Source organism: Herbidospora cretacea, assembly GCF_001570605.1.
GTDB lineage: Bacteria > Actinomycetota > Actinomycetes > Streptosporangiales > Streptosporangiaceae > Herbidospora > Herbidospora cretacea.
Window position 1 is genome coordinate 636,222 of the sequence record NZ_BBXG01000001.1, and the last position, 16,246, is coordinate 652,467.

The window sequence follows — 16,246 nt, forward strand, 5'->3', positions numbered from 1 at the left end:
CTGGGCGGATGCGATTCATGATCATGGGCCTGGGGAGCGAGGCCAGCGAGGCGGGCGTGCTGCCGAGCGACGACCTCATCGAGGCCATGCGCGCCTACAACGCCTCGATGACGGAGGCCGGGGTGCTGGTGACGGCCGAGGCGCTCCACCCGATGTCGACGGGGGCGCGGATCTCGTACCGGAAGGGGAAGGCCGTCGTCATCGACGGGCCCTTCACCGAGACGAAGGAGGTCATCGCCGGGTTCTGGATCATCGAGGTGGCCTCCAAGGAGGAGGCGGTGGCCTGGGCGCTGAAGATGCCCTACGTCCAGGACGGCGAGGAGGGGATCGAGATCCGCGAGGTCTTCGAGGTGCCCGAGCTCGACGAGCGGATCGCGGCCGAGCGGGAACGCGGCGAGCGGTGACCTTCGACGATCGCCTGGCCGAGGGCGGGGCGGTGCCCGTCGAGGGGTGGGACTTCTCCTGGTTCGACGGGCGCGCCACCGAGCAGCGGCCCTCGTGGGGGTACGCGCGGCTGCTCGCCGAACGGGCCGCCACGTCCACGGCGCTGCTCGACGTGCAGACCGGCGGCGGGGAGGTCCTCGCGGCGGTGCCCGGTCTGCCGCCGGTGGTGGCGGCGACCGAGTCGTGGGAACCCAACCTGGCCCTGGCCCGGCGGCGGCTCGGCGAGGGCGTCGCCCACGTCGCCGACGACGCCGACCTGCCCTTCCCCGACGGGCGCTTCGACCTGGTCGTCTCCCGTCATCCCGTCACCACCCGCTGGGACGAGATCGCCCGGGTGCTCACCCCCGGCGGCCGCTACCTGGCCCAGCACGTCGGGTCGGGGTCGGTGCGGGAGCTGACCGAGTTCATGATGGGCCCCGTCGTCGGAGGCCGCCGATCGCGCGATCCGCTGACGACCCATTCGGGCGTCGACGTCGTCGGGCTCACCGCCGCCGCCGAACGCGCCGGGCTCACCGTGACCGACGTGCGGCACGAGGCGCTCCGGATGGAGTTCTTCGACGTCGCAGCCGTCGTGGTGTTCCTGCGGAAGGTCGTCTGGACGGTCCCCGGCTTCACCGTCGAGGCCTACCGCGACCGCCTGGAGGTCCTCCATGCCTTCATCGAGCGGCACGGCCCGTTCGTGGCCCACTCGCAGCGTTTCCTCATCGAGGCGGTTCGCTGATCAGACCGGCGTCGTGGACGAGCAGCGCGATCTGCACCCGGTTGTTGAAGCCCAGTTTCGCCAGGATGCTCGACACGTGGGTCTTGACCGTCGGGACGCTCAGATAGAGCTCGGCGCCGATCCGGGCGTTCGACCCGCCGTGGCCGACCGCGACGGCGACCTCGCGCTCCCGGGCGTTGAGTGCCTCCAGCCGGGCCAGGGCGACGGCTCTGCGGCGGTCGTGGCCGGACTCGGCGACGCGGTCCATCAGGCGGCGGGTCACCCCCGGCGACAGCACGGGGTTGCCGCGCGCCACCTCCCGCACCGCCTCGACGATCTCCGCCGGAGGGGTGTCCTTGAGCAGGAACCCGGCCGCGCCCGCCCGCAGGGCCCGCAGGACGTGTTCGTCGGCGTCGAAGGTGGTCAGCACGATGACCTCGGGGGCGCCGGGCTTCGCGCGCACCACTTCGGTCGCGGCCAGACCGTCCATGGACGGCATGCGGATGTCCATCAGGATCACGTCGGGCGCCAGGGCGTCGACCAGCCCGGCGACCTGCGAGCCGTCGGCGGCCTCACCCAGGACGCGAAGGTCGGGGGCGCCGCCGAGCATCATCGTCAGCCCGGCCCGGACCAGCGGGTCGTCGTCCACGATGAGCACGGCGATGGTCGCGGGGTCGGTGACGGGGTCGGTCGCCGGGGTGGTCATGCGGGCCAGGGTAGCCAAGCCGCCAGCACCCAGCCGCCGTCCGGCCGCGCGCCGTGGGTGAGCCGTCCCCCGGCCAGCGCCACCCGCTCGGCCAGGCCGGTCAGCCCCTGCCCGCCGGAGTGGACGGCCGGAGCGCCGGGCGGCCGTTCGTTGCGGACCTCGACCGTCAGCCCCGGCCCGGCCGACCCGGCGACCGTCACCTCGACGGACGCGCCGGGGGCGTGCTTGCGGGCGTTGGTCAGGCCCTCCTGGACGATGCGGTAGCCGGTCCGCCCGATCAGGCCGGGCACCTCGCCCTCGACCTTCCCGGTCAGCGCCACCCGCATCCCCGCCGCCGCCGACTCCTCGGTCAGCCGGCCGACCTCGGCGAGGGTCGGCTGGGGCAGCTCGCGCACGGGGGCGCGGAGCACCCCGATCACGTCGCGCAGGTCCTGGAGGGCCTGGTGGGCGCTCTCCCGGATGATCTTCGCGGCGCGGGCCACGTCGTCGGGCGGCGCGTCGGGACGGAACTCCAGCGCGCCCGCGTGCACGCTGAGCAGCGACAACCGGTGGCCGAGGACGTCGTGCATCTCCCGGGCGATCGCCTCGCGGGCCTGCAACTGGGCCTGCTCGGCGCGCAGCCGCACCTCGACGGCCATCTGGGCCTCCCGGTCCCGGCGGGAGGCGGCGAGCTGGCGGCGGTGGTGGATCACCATGCCCCAGCCGGTGGCCATCCCGTAGATGGAGGCGCCCAGCACGAACACCAGCGCGCCCGGGTCCTCCGGATCGGGCCGCAGCAGGACGAAGACCAGGCACGACAGCAGGCCCAGCCCGAAGATCCCGCCGGTGACGCGCGGCGGCCGGTGCACGGCGACGTTGAACAGCGCCACGATGGTCGCCCCGGCGATCAGCTCCGACCAGGATGAGACGACCACCACGACGACCGCCAGCTCCACCGGGAACCGGCGCCGCCACCACAGGGCCGCGCAGCCCAGCACCCCCAGCACCTGGTCGACGTAGAACAGGGCCGGGTGGGGCAGCAGGTGGAGCGTCTCGACCCGCACGTATCCGGTCAGCAGGCCGAAGGCGACCGCGAACCCGAACAGCAGCGAGTCGGCGATCCAGTCACGGGGGCGGCGGGGGGACAGGTCCATCGCGTCCGAGCGTAACCACGACGCCTCCGGCGCGGCCATCCGCCGAAGGTCGCTCCCGCTCCGACTTCCGTCTACGGCGCGGACCACTCCTGGCGGCGGGCCTCGGCCAGCGCGATGGCCGCCGCCACCGCGACGTTGAACGACCCCACCCGGCCCACCTGCGGGATGTAGGCGACCGCGTCGGCGGCCTCCAGGACGGCGGGGGAGCAGCCGTGGTCCTCGCTGCCGACCACCAGGCACACGTCGCCGGTCAGTTTCGCCTCGTGCAGCGGGAGGGCGTCGCCGGTGAGCTCGATCGCCACGATCGTGAAGCCGTCTTCCTTGGCGGCCTTCACCGCCTGGGCGGCCGGGACCGGCTCGTGCCACTCGACCAGCCGGTCGGTGCCCAGCGCGGTCTTCTGCGCCTTGGGGTTGGTCGGCGGGGTCGCGTTGCCCGCCAGCCAGATGACGTCGACGCCGAACGCGGCGGCCGTACGGAAGATCGAACCGATGTTGAACGGCCCGGTGACCGACTCGACGATCATCCCGAGGCGGCCGGCCGTGTTGCGGCGCCAGGTGCGGTTGAGCCGCTTGACGTCGGTCGGGCGGAGCTGGCGGCGCGGGTTCGGGGTGCTCATCTCGGGGTCACTTCCAGGATGCGGTAGGCGGCGCGGGAGGCGTGGCGGGTGGCCGTCCAGCCCTGCTCGGTGAGCCACTTCTGCAGGGAGTCGGAGCCGAGGTGCTTCTGGACGACCAGGTAGGCGGCCCCGCCGGGGAGCAGCCGGTCGAGCCAGCGGGTGAGCATGGCGTGGAGGGCGGGCTTGCCGATCCGGATGGCCGGGTTGGACCAGATGGCCGAGAACCTCACGTCGTCGGGCATCTCGTCGGCGTGCACGCACCTTACTTTGTCAAGGCGGGCGGCCGTGGCGTTACGCTCCGTGAGCTCCAGTGACCGCCGGTTGACGTCCACCGCCCAGACGGTCGCCTGCGGCGACCGGGTCGCCATCGTGAGCGCGATCGGCCCGTAGCCGCACCCCAGATCGAGCAGGTCGCCCTCGGCGGGCGGGGGCGGCACGGACTCCAGCAGGATCTTGGTGCCGGTGTCGACGCGGTCGGGGGAGAACACGCCCCGGTCGGTCTCCAGGCGCAGGTGCAGGTCGGGCAGCACCAGGGTGACCGTGGCGGGGCGGCTCTCGGCCTGCGGCCGCTCGTCGAAGTAGTGCACGGGCCGGAACGTTACCCCAGCTTCCGGGGGCGCGGGTCCGGCCCGGAGCGGGTCCGCCCCGGGCCGGCCGGATCAGGCGGCCTCGTGCCGCCGCTGACAGTCGATGCAGGTGCGTGCCAGCGGCCGGATCTTGAGCCGCTCGAAGGGGATGGCGCCCGAGCAGTCCGCGCAGCGGCCGTAGGTGCCCGCCGCCAGCCGCTTCAGAGCGTGGGACAGCTCGGCGACGGCACGCTCGGCGACGACGATCGAGACGGCCAGCTCCTGCCAGGTGTCGTCGGCTCCGCTGCTGTCGCGCTGCTGCCCGCGCAGCCCGTCGAGGTGGCGGCCGCGCCGCTCCAGTTGGTCCTGCAGCTCCTCGCGCAGCGACTGGATCTGGACGCTGCTGATAGGGGTGGTAGGCCGGGTTGTCATGATCTTTGTGTTCCTTCGCGCGCGTGGGAAGGCGTCGGCGGAGGCCCGCGCGGCCATGGGAGGTGGCCGGCGCGTGGCGTCTCGGTGCCGCGCCGAGGAAGAGCCCTGTGAGGGCATGCGGCCGGGCGCCGCGGCTTGCAGGGCCACGGAACTGGCCGGGAAGGGTCGGTCAGGCGCCGGGCGGGCTGCGCGGTCCCGCGGTGCGGTGGGCCGGGCGCTGCGGATGACGGAACGCGTCCGTGTCCGCGGCCGGCGGCGTCATGAGGGCCTGATAGGCGAGCGCGTCGTGGAACCCGCCACGCGACGGCCACGGCGAGGGCGCGTGGTGCTCGCGGGCGACGCCGGTCTGCGGCGGCAGGCTCGACACGTCGGCCCCGGCGTCGCGCCGACTCCACGACTGGTCGGAGCCGGTGTGCGCGTGGTCCGCGTTCGCGGTGCCGCTGTGCGCGTGGTCCGCGTTCGCGGTGCCGCTGTGCGCGTGGCTCGCGTTCGTAGTGCTGCTGTGCGCGTGGCCTGCGTTCGCGGCGCTGCCGTGCAGAGGGCCGCCGTTCACGGCGCCCCAGGCGCCGGTCGGCAGTAGCGACGAGGCGATCAGGCAGAGCAGGACCAGGACCGTCGCGGCGGCGTCGCCGGCGACGGACCTTCGTGGTGTTCTCCACGGTCCTGTCATGACGCCGACCATAGCCGAGCGCATCAGTGAACGCGCCGGTCCCGGTCGCCGGGTACGGTGGCCCGCAAACCCCCAAAAGTCAGGAGGAGACGTGCGCAGCAGACTGCCCGTCGCGCTGCTCCTGCTGCTGTCCGCCTTCCTGCTGGGGCCCGCACCGGCGACCGCGACTCCTGGATCGCTCGGTTCCCCTCTGGGGACCGCGACTGTTGGAGCGTTCGGTTCCCCCGTGGCGGTCTCGAACGTGGAGCTCGTTTCGCCGGTGGGGGGCTCGAACGTGGCGTTCGGTTCCCTGGTGGGGGTTCCGAGTGCGGCGCCGGGTTTCCCGGTGGCGGTTTCGAGCGCGGTCCCTGGTTTCCCGGTGGGGATCTCGAGCGCGGCGCCCAGTTTCCCGGCGAGGGTTGTGAGCGTGACGAGTGGCGCGGAGCCGCTTGCCGCGTTGGGTGGTCCCACTTCGCACGTCGATCGTGACACCGTCCCGCCCCGGCTGAGTTCCGGCTGGGGTGTGGCCGTTCCCCCGCTGCTGCCGGCGGTGCTGCCGTCCGCCGGGTGGGCCGCCCCGCTCGTGCGGGCGGTCGCGGACGTCGCCGGGTTCTCCTCCGCGATGCCGCGACCGGCGGCCGGGCGGGCTCCGGCACGGGCTCCTCCTTCCACGACGCGCTGAGGTCCTTTTCCCTTCTGCGATGGCCGTGGAGGCTTTCTCATGTTCCGTGCGCCCTTTTGGCGCGCGGTGGCGGCGTGTGTCGTCGTCGTCACCGCTCTGCTGCTCACGCTCACCCTTTCGCCACGTCTCGGTCTGGACCTGCGTGGCGGCACCCAGCTCGTGTTCGAGACGCGGGACGGCCCGGCGGTCAAGGCCGACGCCGGGGCCGCCGACCGCGCGCTGGACGTGCTGCGCCGACGCGCCGACGCGCTCGGCGTGGTCGACCCGACCCTGCTCCGCTCCGGGGAGCGGCGCATCATCGTCGAACTGCCCGGTGTGCTCGACCCGCGCCAGGCCGCCGAGGTCATCGGCAGGACGGCGCAGCTCACCTTCCATCCCGTGCTCGGACCGGGCGGGGACGCCGGGGAGGTCCTGGCCGACGAGTCCGGCCGGCCTCTGCGCGTCGGCCCGGCCGCGATCACCGGCGGCGACGTGCGGGACGCCGCCGCGCGCACCGATCCGGGGCAGGGCCCCGGCTGGTTCGTCGGCCTCGATTTCCACGGTGCCGACGCCTGGCGGCGGCTGACGGCCGAGGCGGCGTGTCACGACCCCGGCGACCCCCGGCGGCGGGTGGCCATCGTGCTGGACGGCGAGGTCGTCTCCTCGCCCCAGGTCGACGCGAGAGTGGCGTGCCAGGCCGGCATCCCGGGTGGGTCGACCCAGATCACCGGCTCCTTCGCCCACCAGGAGGCGCGGGACCTGGCCATGCTGATCAAGGGTGGCGCCCTGCCCGTGCCGCTGACGCTGATCGAGCAGCGGACCGTCGGGCCGACGCTCGGCGCGGAGGCGATCGAGGCGAGCGCCAAGGCTGGCGTCGCCGGGGTGCTGCTCACGGCGCTGTTCATCGTCGTCACCTACCGGCTGTCGGGGCTGATGGCGGCGGTGGCGCTGGCGACGTACGGGTTGATCTCCTACGCCGCGCTGCTGGCTCTGGGGGCGACGCTCACCCTGCCGGGTCTGGCCGGGTTCGTCCTGGCCGTCGGCATGGCGGTGGACGCCAACGTGCTGGTCTTCGAGCGGGCCCGCGAGGAGTACGGCCGGGCGCCGGGCCGGGGCCTGCGGCCGGCGCTGGATCGCGGTTTCGCCAGGGCGTGGAGCGCCATCGCCGACTCCAACGTCACCACCCTCCTGGCGGCCGGTCTGCTGTTCTGGCTGGCGTCCGGGCCGGTGCGCGGCTTCGGTGTGACGCTGGCCATCGGCGTGTTCGCCGCGCTCGTCTCGGCCATGCTCGTCACCCGGGTGCTGACGCGCTCCCTCGCCGGCGTGATCGGCGCGCGGTGGTCGGGTCTGGCCTCGCCCGGCCGGGTCAGGACGTGGATCGCGCGCCGCGACCCTCGGCTGATGGCCGCCGGGCGGCGGTGGCTGGCCGGATCGGTCCTGCTGGCCGGGGTGGCCGTGGCCGGGCTGGTCGTGCACGGGCTGAACTTCGGGGTGGAGTTCACCGGGGGCCGGATGGTCGAGTTCACCGCCGCGCGGCCGGTGAGCGGGGAAGTGGCCCGGCAGGCGGTGGCCGAGGCGGGCCACGCGTCAGCGACCGTGCAGATCTCGGGGCAGACCTCGGGCGCCGAGGTGTCGGTACGAGCGGGGCAGATCGGCGCGGACGACGTCGCGGCGATCGAACGCGCGCTGGAGGCGCGGGTGGGTGAGGTGACCAAGCAGCGCGACGAGCTGGTCGGCCCCAGCCTGGGCGAGGAGTTGCGCCGCAACGCGCTGGTCGCGCTCGGCGTCGCGCTGGCGGCGCAGCTGGCCTACCTGACGATCAGGTTCCGCTGGACCTTCGCCGCGGCGTCGGTGCTGGCGCTGGTCGTGGACGTGCTGGCGGTGGCCGGTCTGTTCGCCTGGCTGGGCCGGCCGGTCGACGGGGTGTTCCTGGCCGCCGTGCTGACCGTCATCGGCTACTCCATCAACGACAAGGTGGTCGTCTTCGACCGGGTCCGCGAGCTGTGGCAGGCGAGCCCCGCGGCCCGGCTGCCCGACGTCGTGAACGCGGCGATCCTGCAGACGGTGCCGCGGACGGTCAACACCGGGCTGGGGGCGCTGTTCATCCTGGTGGCCCTGGCGGTGTTCGGCGGCGACTCGCTGCGGGACTTCGCCGTCGCGCTGGTCACCGGGATCGTCGTCGGGACGGCGTCGTCGTCGCTGGTGGCCGGTCCGCTGGCGGTCGAGTTCGAGCGGTTCAGCGGGCGGCCGCCGCCCGAGCCGCCCGCGCCCCGACGGCGCCGGACGGGCACCGGCGCCGTCGTGTGATCCCGGTAATGTGAGCCGGGAGTGTGAGCCGGGGTCGGCGCCCGCGTCAGGGGATGCGGGTGCCGAGCACCAGGGCCGACCCCGCGACCAGCATCCCGGCGAGGACGGCGGCGATGATGAACCGCTGGGTGATCTCCTGGTGGACGACCCGGTAGCCCAGGCTGGTGCCGATCTGGGCGTAAACGTCGCGCAGTTCGTCGCCGGACTCGGCGGTGTAGGCGCGGCCGTTGGTGCCGTCGGCGAGCGTCTGGAGGGTCTGCTTGTTGACCGGCACCTGGACGCTGCGGCCGTCGATGGCCACGGTGCCCTCGGGGGTGCCGTAGGCGATGGTGGAGACCGGGACCTTGCCGCCGGCGGCGGCCTCGACGGCCTCGTTGACCGAGCGGCCCGAGGTGTTGTCGCCGTCGGACAGCAGCACGATGGCGGCGGGCGGCGGGTCGGTGACGGCCTGCTGGTCGAAGGAGCGGATGGCGTCCAGGGAGTTGAAGACCGCCTCGCCGATCGCGGTGCCGGGCCGGGTGGTGAGGTTGCGGATGGTGTTGATCACCGCCGCGTGGTCGGTGGTGGGCGGGATGGCCACGGCGGCCGAGCGGGCGAAGGAGACGACGCCGACGTTGAAGCGCTCGGGCAGGTCCTGGATGAAGCGTTCGGCGGCCTGGCGGGCGGCGACCATCCGGGTGGGGGCGACGTCGGCGGCCTCCATCGACAGGGAGATGTCGACGGCGATCATGATGGTGGCGCGGTCGCGCGGCACGCGGACCTCGTCGGCGGGCCGGGCGGCGCCCAGGACCAGCAGGCTCATCATGGCCAGGAACAGCCCGGCGGTCAGGTGGCGGCGCCAGCCGGGCCGCTCGGGCGCGACCAGCGACAGCAGCGCCAGGTTGGTGAAGCGGACCGCGTAGCGCCGCCGGACGTACTGCATGACCACGTAGAAGACGGCCAGTGCGACCAGCGCGGCGAACAGCCAGAGCCACGCGGGGGACAGGAAGATCATGCGCGGGCCCTCCGGGCCATCAGGTGTGCGGTTCGGCGCTGCCGGAGCACGAACTGGGCGATGTCGGTCATCCAGTCGCGGTCGGTGCGCAGGACGAGGTGGGCGGCGCCGGCCCGCCGCAGCGCGGCCCGGTTGCCGTCGCGCTGTTCGGCGGCGGCCTCGGCGTAGCGTTCGCGGATGCGGCGGGTCAGGTGGATGTCGCGGTGGCGGCCGGTCTCCGGGTCGAGCAGGGTGATCTGGCCGACGTCGGGCAGTTCCAGCTCGCGCGGGTCGATGACCTCGATGGCCAGGACCTGCTGGCGGGCGGCCAGGCGGCGGATGGGCCGCTCCCAGTCGCCGGGGTCGTCGAGGAAGTCGGAGATGACGACGCGCATGCCGCGGCGGCGGTGGGCGGCGGCGAGCATCTCGACCGCACCGCCCAGGCTGCTGGTGCCCTTCGCGCGCGGCGCGTCGGTGAGCGACTGGAGCAGCCCGAACAGGTTGGCGCGGCCGGGCCTGGCCGGGTAGCGGTGCACCTCGTCGCCGTGCAGGACGTAGGCGCCGAAGCGGTCGCCGACGCGGCTGGACAGGAAGCCGAGCGCGCCGACGGCGTGGATGACCAGGGTGCGCTTGTCCATGTCGGCGGTGCCGAAGTCCATGCTCGCGGTCAGGTCGACCAGCGCCCAGGTCTCCAGTTCGCGGTCGGAGATGAGGTCGCGGACGTGCGGGACGGTGGTGCGGGCGGTGACGTTCCAGTCCATCCGCCGGGTGTCGTCCTCGCCGGGGACGTAGACGCGGGTGTCGCCGAACTCGCTGCCGGGGCCGGGCAGCAGGCCCAGGTGGCCGCCCTGGAGGAGACCGTCGAGTTTGCGCACGACGGTCAGCTCCAGTTTGCGCAGCGCGGAGTCGGCCCCTTTCATCGCTGGCCCTGGTTCCAGACCACGAGGGGCGGCGGCACGGAGTGGAGGATCTGGCGGACCACGTCCTCGGGCTCGACGCCGTCGGCCAGGGCGTCGAAGGTGAGCATGAGCCGGTGGGACATGACGTCGACGGCGACGTCGCGGATGTCGTCGGGCAGCAGGTAGTCGCGGCCGCGCAGCAGCGCCAGGGCGCGCCCGGCGGCGACCAGGCCGAGGGTGGCGCGGGGGCTGACCCCGATCTCGATGGTCTCCTCCAGCTCGCGCAGCCCGTAGTCGGCGGGGGTGCGGGTGGCCATCACCAGGCGCACGACGTAGTCGGCGACGAGCTGGTGGACCGACACGGCCTCGGCCGACTTCTGCAGCGCGAGCAGGCGCGGCGCGTCGAGGACCGGGTCGGGCGTGGGCGGGGTGACGCTCATCCGGTGGAGGATCTCCAGCTCCTCGTGGGCGCTGGGGTGCTCGACGCGGACCTTGAACAGGAACCGGTCGCGCTGCACCTCGGGCAGCGGGTAGACGCCCTCGGACTCGATCGGGTTCTGGGTGGCCAGCACGATGAAGGGGCGCGGCAGCGGATGGGTCACCCCGGCGAGTGAGACCTGGCGTTCGGCCATGACCTCCAGCAGCGCCGACTGCACCTTGGCGGGGGCGCGGTTGATCTCGTCGGCGAGCAGGAAGTTGACGAACACGGGCCCGAGTTCGACGTCGAAGCGCTCGGTGCCGGGGTGGTAGACGCGGGTGCCGACGATGTCGCTGGGAACCAGGTCGGGCGTGAACTGGATGCGGGCGAAGGTGCCGCCGACGACGGTGGCCAGCGTCGAGGCGGCCAGCGTCTTGGCCACGCCCGGGACGCCCTCCAGCAGGCAGTGGCCGCGCGCCAGGAGGGCGACCAGGAGCCGTTCGACCATGTGGTCCTGCCCCACGATGACCCGCCGGACCTCCGCCAGGGCGTCGCGCAGCGCGCCCATGTCGGCGTCGGTGGAGGCGCCGCCACCTGCGGACATCTTCGCCGGCACGACGGACGTGCCCGGCCCTTCATCAGCAACCATCATGCGTGTTATTCAATCGTGACTTGGCGGGAAAGACCATGGTCTCACCCTGCCCGTTGCGATCGCCGGAAACACCCTGTGTGTTTTGATGGGGTGTGGCCACTCCTCTCCAGTATGGCGACCCGCCCCGACTGGGTCCGTTCGTGTTGCAGGCGCGCCTGCAGTCGGCGCCGGCGGGGCTGGTCTACCTGGGGCAGGCGCCTGACGGGCGGGCGGTCTCGGTGGTCGTGCTGACGCGGGGCGCGGCGCTGGACGCGGCGGCCAGGGACCGGTTCGTGACCGGCATCAGGGAGGCCGAGGCGGCCCGGTCGGGCGTGCGCGGCCTGCTGTCGCGGGTGCGCCGGGCGGGTCACGCCGCCCCTTTCGTGGTGGCGTGGGACGGCGGCGAGGCGCCGTGGGCGGCGACCCCTTTCGTGCCGGGCGGCCCGGGGGCCGAGAAGTTCCTTGAGCCGGTCATGGTGTCGGGGATGCTGATCGGTGACCGGCTCGGTCCTGACTTCGTGCCCTACTGGCTGGGCGACCGCAACCCGGCCCTGCCCGCGCCGCCTCCGCCGGCTCCGCCGCCCACCGCGACGCCGCGTCAGGTGGCCCTGGCGTCGGCGGCGCTGGCGCTGCTGGTGCTGCTGCTCATGGTCATGGTGTGGATGTTCCTGTTCCGGGGCGACGGCGAGGTGGAGCCGGCGCAGCCGCTGCCGCCGACGGTGTTCGTGCCGACCCCGCCGCCGGTGCCCGAGCAGTCGGAGCCCACCGAGCCGTCGCCGTCGCCCGGCCCGAGCCAGGGCGGCAGCCCGACGCCGATCCCGGGGCAGGACGATCCGGGCGACGCGATCTGAGCGATTGCTTAGTACCCTGCTCGTCATGGACCTGTGGGACACGGTCGAACCCCCGGCCGCGCGCCGCCTGGTGGCGGGCGCGGTCGACCTGTTCGCCGAGCGCGGTTTCGGCGGCGCCTCGACGCGCGACATCGCCTCGGCGGCCTCGCTGAGCCCGGGGGCGATGTACGTCCACTTCCCCTCCAAGGCCGAGCTGCTGGCCCGGATCGTGCTGATCGTCCACGAGGCGGCCTGCCAGGTGGTGGCCGGGTCGCTCGTCCACGCGGAGGGGCCGGCGGCCCGCTTCCGGGCGCTGGTCTACGCCCTGGCCCGCTTCCACGCCGCTCACCAGCGCGGATGCCGGGTCGTCCAGAACGAGCTCGGCGCGCTCGCCCCGGAGGACTGGGTGAAGGTGCGCGAGCTGCGCCGCCGGGTCGACGCGCTGTTCCGCGAGGAGGTCGCGGCCGGGGTCGCCCGGGGCGCGTTCGAGGTGGCCGACGTCGACGGCACCACCCGGGCGGTCGTGTCGATGTGCGTGGACGTCTCCCGCTGGTACCGGCCCGGCGGTCCCGACACCCCCGAGGACGTCGGGGCGCTGTACGCCCATCTGGCCCTGCGGATGGTGCGGGCGCTACCCTGCTAAGCGATCGCTTACCAGGAGGGTGTCATGCGGCGGACGGTCTATGCGGCGGATCACGAGGCGTTCCGGGCGTCGGTCCGGGAGTTCGTCACCCGGGAGGTCGAGCCCCGCGCCGAGTCGTTCGCCGAGCGGCGGCTCATCGGCCCCGAGGTGTGGCGCGCGGCCGGGAGCCAGGGCCTGCTCGGGCTGGAGATCCCGGAGGAGTACGGCGGCTCCGAGGCGGGCGACTACCGGTTCAACGCGGTCCTGCACGAGGAACTGGCCGCCCACGGCATGGCGCTGGCCTCGGGGTTCGGCATCCACTTCGACATCGTCGCCCCCTACCTGGTCGACCTGACCACCGCCGAGCAGAAGAAGCGGTGGCTGCCCGGCTTCTGCTCGGGCGAGCTGGTGACCGCGATCGGGATGACCGAGCCCGGCGGCGGCTCGGACCTGGGCGCGCTGACGACCAGTGCCGTGCCCGACGGGGACCACTGGGTGCTCGACGGGTCCAAGACCTTCATCACCAACGGGATCCAGGCCGGGCTGGTGATCGTCGCGGCCCGGACCGGCCCCGGCAAGAAGGGCGTCACGCTGTTCGGCGTCGAGGCCGGGACGCCCGGGTTCGAACGCGGCCGCAAGCTCGACAAGATGGGCCAGCACGAGGCCGACACGGCCGAGCTGTTCTTCCGCGACGTCCGCGTCCCCTCCGGCAATGTGATCGGCGAGGTCGACGGCGGGTTCGTCGCGATGATGGAGCGCCTGCCGCAGGAACGGCTCGGCGCGGCCGTGGCCAACCTCGCCCACGCCTGGTCGGCCCTGGAGGAGACGCTCGCCTACGTGAGGGAGCGGCGGGCGTTCGGGCAGCCGGTGGGGTCCTTCCAGTACAACAAGTTCACCCTCGCGGGCCTGGTCACCGAGCTGGAGGTGACCCGCGCCTACGTCGACCAGTGCGTCGCCGCCCACGCGGGCGGGGAGCTGACGGCGGTGGACGCCGCCAAGGCCAAGCTGTGGTCCTCGGAGGTGCAGGGCCGGGTCCTGGACGCGTGTGTGCAGCTGTTCGGCGGATATGGCTACATGCGTGAATACCGGGTCGCGCGGGCGTGGGCCGACGCGCGGGTGACCCGCATCTGGGCCGGGTCGAGCGAGATCATGCGCGAGATCATCGGCCGGGACCTGGGGCTCTGACATGGACGACGACATGGACGACGACATGGACGACGACGTGGACTACGCGCACTGGGACGAGATGCCGACCCGCTGGCGGGACAACGACGTCTACGGCCACCTGAACAACGTCGTCCACTACGAGCTGATGGACTCGGTGATCAACCGCTGGCTGATCGCCGAGGCGGGCCTGGACCCGGCGCGGAGCCCCTCGATCGGGCTGTGCGTGGAGTCGCGCTGCTCCTACCGCGCCGAGGCCGCCTACCCGGCGACCATCCGCGTCGGGCTGCGGATCGGCAAGCTCGGCACCTCCTCGGTCCGCTATGAGCTGGGCCTGTTCGAGGGCGCGCGGCTGCTGGCGGAGGGGGAGTTCACCCACGTGTTCGTCGACCGGGTCACCCGCCGCCCCGCGCCGATCTCCGGCGCGGCGCGGTCGGCGATGGAGAGGCTGGTGGTCGCGTGAAGGTCCGTTCTGCCGTGCTGGTGGAGTCGGGAAGGCCGTTCCCGTACGGGGAGAGCCGTCCGCTGGAGGTCAGGGAGCTGACGCTCGGCCCGCCGGGTGAGGGGGAGCTGCTGGTCCGGATCGAGGCCGCCGGGCTGTGCCACTCCGACCTGTCGGTGATCGACGGCTCCCGTCCCCGGCCGCTGCCGATGGCGCTCGGGCACGAGGCCGCCGGGGTGGTCGCGGCGTCCGAGGCGGCGGGGTTCGCGCCCGGCGACCACGTGGTGCTCACCTTCGTCCCGGCGTGCGGGGCGTGCCCGGCCTGCGCCGCAGGGCGGCCCGCGCTGTGCGGTCCGGGAGCAGAGGCCAACCGGGCCGGGACGCTGCTCGGCGGCGGCAACCGGCTCGGCGGCGTGTTCCACCATCTGGGGGTCTCGGCCTTCTCCGAGTACGCCGTGGTGTCGGCCCGCTCGGCGGTGAAGATCCCGCCCGGCCTGCCCTGGGAGGTGGCCGCGCTGTTCGGGTGCGCCGTGCTGACCGGGGCCGGGGCCGCCCTGTACGCCGCCGAGGCCGGCCCGCGCGACAGCGTGGCGGTGTTCGGCCTCGGCGGGGTGGGCCTGTCGGCGCTGCTGGCGGCGCGGGCGGCCGGGGTGACCACGCTGATCGGGGTCGACGTCGTGGCGGGCAAACGGGACCTCGCGCTGGCGCTGGGGGCCTCCGACGTCGTCCAGGGCGGGGACGACGCGGTCGAGCGGGTCAGGGAGCTGACCGGCGGGGGAGCGGTCAAGGTCGTCGACACGACCGGGGTGGCGGCGGTGCTGGCGCAGGCCTACGCGGCCACCGCGCCGGGCGGCGTCACCGTCACCGTCGGCCTGCCTTCCGCGCACGCGGGGCTGACGATCCCGGCGCTGTCGCTGGTCGCCGAGGAGCGGACGCTGCGCGGCAGCTACCTGGGGTCGTGCGTGCCGCGCCGGGACGTGCCCAAGTTCATCGGCATGTACGAGGCGGGGCTGCTGCCCGTCGACCGGCTGCTGTCCGACCGGCTGAGGCTCGACCAGGTGAACGAGGGGTTCGACCGGCTGCGCTCCGGCGAGGCCGTGCGGCAGGTCGTCATATTGCGTTGAGCCTCACGTAACGGGAGTGTCTAGGTTCGGCGGCATGAGACTCAACGTGATCGACACCGTCGCGGTGATGCGCCGGATCCTGGCCACCCCGCTGGCCGAGCGCGGGGTGGAGGAGCTGCTCGGGCCGATGGTCGCGGCGATGCCGTGGCTGGCCGCCATGCCGCTGAACGACTTCCACCAGCACGGCATGGGCTTCCGCGTCGACCGCGACGACGACCGCTACCCGGCCGCGCTCGACCGGCTCGACGGCGTGCTCCCGCGCGTGGAGGCCGCGCTGCTGCGCGCCTGGGACCACCAGGTCGCGGCGGTGCCGGGCATCAGGGCGGCCGACACCGTGAACGTCCTGCTCGTGCTGGGCGACCCCGACGACCGCTACCTGATGGAGACCTGCCACGGCTATCTGGGCATGGGCGGCATCCCCGGCTGGATCCACCTGACGATGTGGCCGACCGAGGAGACCCTGGCCGGGATCGCCGACTGCGCGGTGCACGAGTTCCACCACAACGTCCGCTACGCCAACGTGGTCTGGGACCCGCCGACCGTCCAGCTCGGGGAGCAGATCGTCTCCGAGGGGCTGGCCGACGCGTTCGTGGCCGAACTGGGCGGGGTGCCCGGCTACTGGACGGCCCCGGTCTCCGAGGAGGCGTACACGACGATCGTGGAGAAGCTGCCGCTGACCGGGATGCAGAACTTCTCCCCCTACGTCCTGGGCGACGAGGCCGCGGCCCGGTTCGGCGCCACCCCGGCCGGGCTGCCGGCGATGGCCGGATACCCGGTCGGGCGCAGGATCGTCGAGGCCCACCTGAAGGCGACCGGCCTGACCGCGGCGCAGTCGACCGCCCTGCCCAGCGCGGCGATCATCGCGAACGCGGGGCTATAGTCGTCGGCCGTGACCGGGGGACAAATCGCATTGTTGCTGGTGGCCGCC

General features: G+C 73.6%; 19 protein-coding genes. 10 read left to right on the top strand and 9 right to left on the bottom strand.

Features of this window, described 5'->3' with window-relative positions; genetic code table 11:
- Nucleotides 1-8: 8 nt before the first annotated feature.
- Together AW270_RS02155 and AW270_RS02160 are read left to right on the top strand one after the other, a co-directional pair.
- Nucleotides 9-404 (top strand): YciI family protein, encoded by a 396-nt coding sequence (locus AW270_RS02155; RefSeq protein ID WP_061289894.1) that lies wholly within the window; start codon nt 9-11, stop codon nt 402-404.
- Nucleotides 401-1,165 carry a class I SAM-dependent methyltransferase gene (locus tag AW270_RS02160; protein ID WP_061289896.1) on the top strand — a complete coding sequence of 255 codons (765 nt, stop codon included), beginning with the start codon at nt 401-403 and terminating at the stop codon, nt 1,163-1,165. Before AW270_RS02155 ends, AW270_RS02160 begins: the two co-directional genes overlap by 4 nt.
- On the opposite strand, the gene AW270_RS02165 is transcribed toward AW270_RS02160, so the two are convergent.
- The 6 genes from AW270_RS02165 to AW270_RS02190 form a co-directional block, all read right to left on the bottom strand.
- Complete coding sequence (locus AW270_RS02165; protein WP_061289898.1) at nt 1,146-1,850, bottom strand: response regulator; 705 nt, start codon at nt 1,848-1,850, stop codon at nt 1,146-1,148. The two genes, AW270_RS02160 and AW270_RS02165, sit on opposite strands and share 20 nt — an antisense overlap.
- The gene (locus AW270_RS02170; protein WP_061290175.1) at nt 1,847-2,983 is read right to left on the bottom strand and encodes a sensor histidine kinase; all 1,137 of its coding nucleotides are present in this window, start codon (nt 2,981-2,983) and stop codon (nt 1,847-1,849) included. Before AW270_RS02170 ends, AW270_RS02165 begins: the two co-directional genes overlap by 4 nt.
- A gap of 71 nt (nt 2,984-3,054) precedes the next feature.
- Entirely contained in the window at nt 3,055-3,600 is a 546-nt protein-coding gene (locus AW270_RS02175; protein ID WP_061289903.1) for a TrmH family RNA methyltransferase, read from the bottom strand.
- Nucleotides 3,597-4,187: a class I SAM-dependent methyltransferase gene (locus AW270_RS02180; RefSeq protein WP_061289907.1), complete on the bottom strand. Its 591-nt coding sequence runs from the start codon at nt 4,185-4,187 to the stop codon at nt 3,597-3,599. Before AW270_RS02180 ends, AW270_RS02175 begins: the two co-directional genes overlap by 4 nt.
- A 72-nt stretch (nt 4,188-4,259) precedes the next feature.
- Nucleotides 4,260-4,598 carry a TraR/DksA family transcriptional regulator gene (locus AW270_RS02185; protein WP_061289910.1) on the bottom strand — a complete coding sequence of 113 codons (339 nt, stop codon included), beginning with the start codon at nt 4,596-4,598 and terminating at the stop codon, nt 4,260-4,262.
- 169 nt (nt 4,599-4,767) lie between these two features.
- Nucleotides 4,768-5,268 (bottom strand): hypothetical protein, encoded by a 501-nt coding sequence (locus tag AW270_RS02190; protein WP_157521616.1) that lies wholly within the window; start codon nt 5,266-5,268, stop codon nt 4,768-4,770.
- Nucleotides 5,269-5,674: 406 nt separating this feature from the next.
- Between AW270_RS02190 and AW270_RS38355 the strand changes: the two genes are divergently transcribed.
- Both AW270_RS38355 and secD read left to right on the top strand, forming a co-directional pair.
- Nucleotides 5,675-5,929, top strand: coding sequence for a hypothetical protein (locus AW270_RS38355; protein WP_157521617.1), 255 nt, complete (start codon nt 5,675-5,677; stop codon nt 5,927-5,929).
- A 39-nt stretch (nt 5,930-5,968) separates the two neighbouring features.
- A complete protein-coding gene (secD, locus tag AW270_RS02195) occupies nt 5,969-8,215 on the top strand; it encodes a protein translocase subunit SecD (RefSeq protein WP_061289916.1) in 2,247 nt (748 codons plus the stop codon).
- 46 nt (nt 8,216-8,261) lie between these two features.
- Here secD and AW270_RS02200 read toward each other — a convergent pair whose 3' ends face one another.
- Genes AW270_RS02200 through AW270_RS02210 form a run of 3 tightly spaced genes read right to left on the bottom strand, consistent with a single transcriptional unit; the run spans nt 8,262 to nt 11,109 of the window.
- Entirely contained in the window at nt 8,262-9,209 is a 948-nt protein-coding gene (locus AW270_RS02200; RefSeq protein ID WP_061289919.1) for a VWA domain-containing protein, read from the bottom strand.
- The gene (locus AW270_RS02205; protein ID WP_061289922.1) at nt 9,206-10,108 is read right to left on the bottom strand and encodes a DUF58 domain-containing protein; all 903 of its coding nucleotides are present in this window, start codon (nt 10,106-10,108) and stop codon (nt 9,206-9,208) included. The genes AW270_RS02200 and AW270_RS02205 overlap by 4 nt, the downstream gene beginning before the upstream one ends.
- The gene (locus AW270_RS02210; RefSeq protein ID WP_157521628.1) at nt 10,105-11,109 is read right to left on the bottom strand and encodes an AAA family ATPase; all 1,005 of its coding nucleotides are present in this window, start codon (nt 11,107-11,109) and stop codon (nt 10,105-10,107) included. The genes AW270_RS02205 and AW270_RS02210 overlap by 4 nt, the downstream gene beginning before the upstream one ends.
- A gap of 188 nt (nt 11,110-11,297) precedes the next feature.
- On the opposite strand from AW270_RS02210, the gene AW270_RS02215 reads away from it, so the two are divergent.
- From AW270_RS02215 to AW270_RS02240, 6 genes are read left to right on the top strand one after another with little or no spacing between them, the layout of a single operon-like run.
- On the top strand, nt 11,298-11,987 hold the full coding sequence (locus AW270_RS02215; protein WP_061290178.1) for a hypothetical protein: 690 nt from the start codon (nt 11,298-11,300) through the stop codon (nt 11,985-11,987).
- A gap of 25 nt (nt 11,988-12,012) precedes the next feature.
- Entirely contained in the window at nt 12,013-12,609 is a 597-nt protein-coding gene (locus AW270_RS02220) for a TetR/AcrR family transcriptional regulator (protein WP_061289929.1), read from the top strand.
- 24 nt (nt 12,610-12,633) lie between these two features.
- A complete protein-coding gene (locus AW270_RS02225) occupies nt 12,634-13,773 on the top strand; it encodes an acyl-CoA dehydrogenase family protein (RefSeq protein ID WP_061289932.1) in 1,140 nt (379 codons plus the stop codon).
- A 1-nt stretch (nt 13,774) separates the two neighbouring features.
- Entirely contained in the window at nt 13,775-14,215 is a 441-nt protein-coding gene (locus tag AW270_RS02230) for an acyl-CoA thioesterase (protein WP_245674534.1), read from the top strand.
- Nucleotides 14,212-15,318 (top strand): zinc-binding dehydrogenase, encoded by a 1,107-nt coding sequence (locus AW270_RS02235; protein WP_061289935.1) that lies wholly within the window; start codon nt 14,212-14,214, stop codon nt 15,316-15,318. The genes AW270_RS02230 and AW270_RS02235 overlap by 4 nt, the downstream gene beginning before the upstream one ends.
- Before the next feature lie 34 nt (nt 15,319-15,352).
- Nucleotides 15,353-16,198, top strand: coding sequence for a DUF2268 domain-containing putative Zn-dependent protease (locus AW270_RS02240; RefSeq protein WP_061289938.1), 846 nt, complete (start codon nt 15,353-15,355; stop codon nt 16,196-16,198).
- The last annotated feature ends 48 nt before the right edge of the window (nt 16,199-16,246 follow it).

What these genes read in the sequence shown, in the direction of transcription:
- AW270_RS02225 (WP_061289932.1), top strand. Translation starts at nt 12,634, where the DNA reads ATGCGGCGGACGGTCTATGCGGCGGATCACGAGGCGTTCCGGGCGTCG.
- AW270_RS02210 (WP_157521628.1), bottom strand. Translation starts at nt 11,109, where the DNA reads ATGTCCGCAGGTGGCGGCGCCTCCACCGACGCCGACATGGGCGCGCTG.
- AW270_RS02200 (WP_061289919.1), bottom strand. Translation starts at nt 9,209, where the DNA reads ATGATCTTCCTGTCCCCCGCGTGGCTCTGGCTGTTCGCCGCGCTGGTC.
- AW270_RS02205 (WP_061289922.1), bottom strand. Translation starts at nt 10,108, where the DNA reads ATGAAAGGGGCCGACTCCGCGCTGCGCAAACTGGAGCTGACCGTCGTG.
- AW270_RS02165 (WP_061289898.1), bottom strand. Translation starts at nt 1,850, where the DNA reads ATGACCACCCCGGCGACCGACCCCGTCACCGACCCCGCGACCATCGCC.
- AW270_RS02230 (WP_245674534.1), top strand. Translation starts at nt 13,775, where the DNA reads ATGGACGACGACATGGACGACGACATGGACGACGACGTGGACTACGCG.
- AW270_RS02185 (WP_061289910.1), bottom strand. Translation starts at nt 4,598, where the DNA reads ATGACAACCCGGCCTACCACCCCTATCAGCAGCGTCCAGATCCAGTCG.
- AW270_RS02240 (WP_061289938.1), top strand. Translation starts at nt 15,353, where the DNA reads ATGAGACTCAACGTGATCGACACCGTCGCGGTGATGCGCCGGATCCTG.
- AW270_RS02190 (WP_157521616.1), bottom strand. Translation starts at nt 5,268, where the DNA reads ATGACAGGACCGTGGAGAACACCACGAAGGTCCGTCGCCGGCGACGCC.
- AW270_RS02170 (WP_061290175.1), bottom strand. Translation starts at nt 2,983, where the DNA reads ATGGACCTGTCCCCCCGCCGCCCCCGTGACTGGATCGCCGACTCGCTG.
- AW270_RS02220 (WP_061289929.1), top strand. Translation starts at nt 12,013, where the DNA reads ATGGACCTGTGGGACACGGTCGAACCCCCGGCCGCGCGCCGCCTGGTG.
- AW270_RS02175 (WP_061289903.1), bottom strand. Translation starts at nt 3,600, where the DNA reads ATGAGCACCCCGAACCCGCGCCGCCAGCTCCGCCCGACCGACGTCAAG.
- secD (WP_061289916.1), top strand. Translation starts at nt 5,969, where the DNA reads ATGTTCCGTGCGCCCTTTTGGCGCGCGGTGGCGGCGTGTGTCGTCGTC.
- AW270_RS02155 (WP_061289894.1), top strand. Translation starts at nt 9, where the DNA reads ATGCGATTCATGATCATGGGCCTGGGGAGCGAGGCCAGCGAGGCGGGC.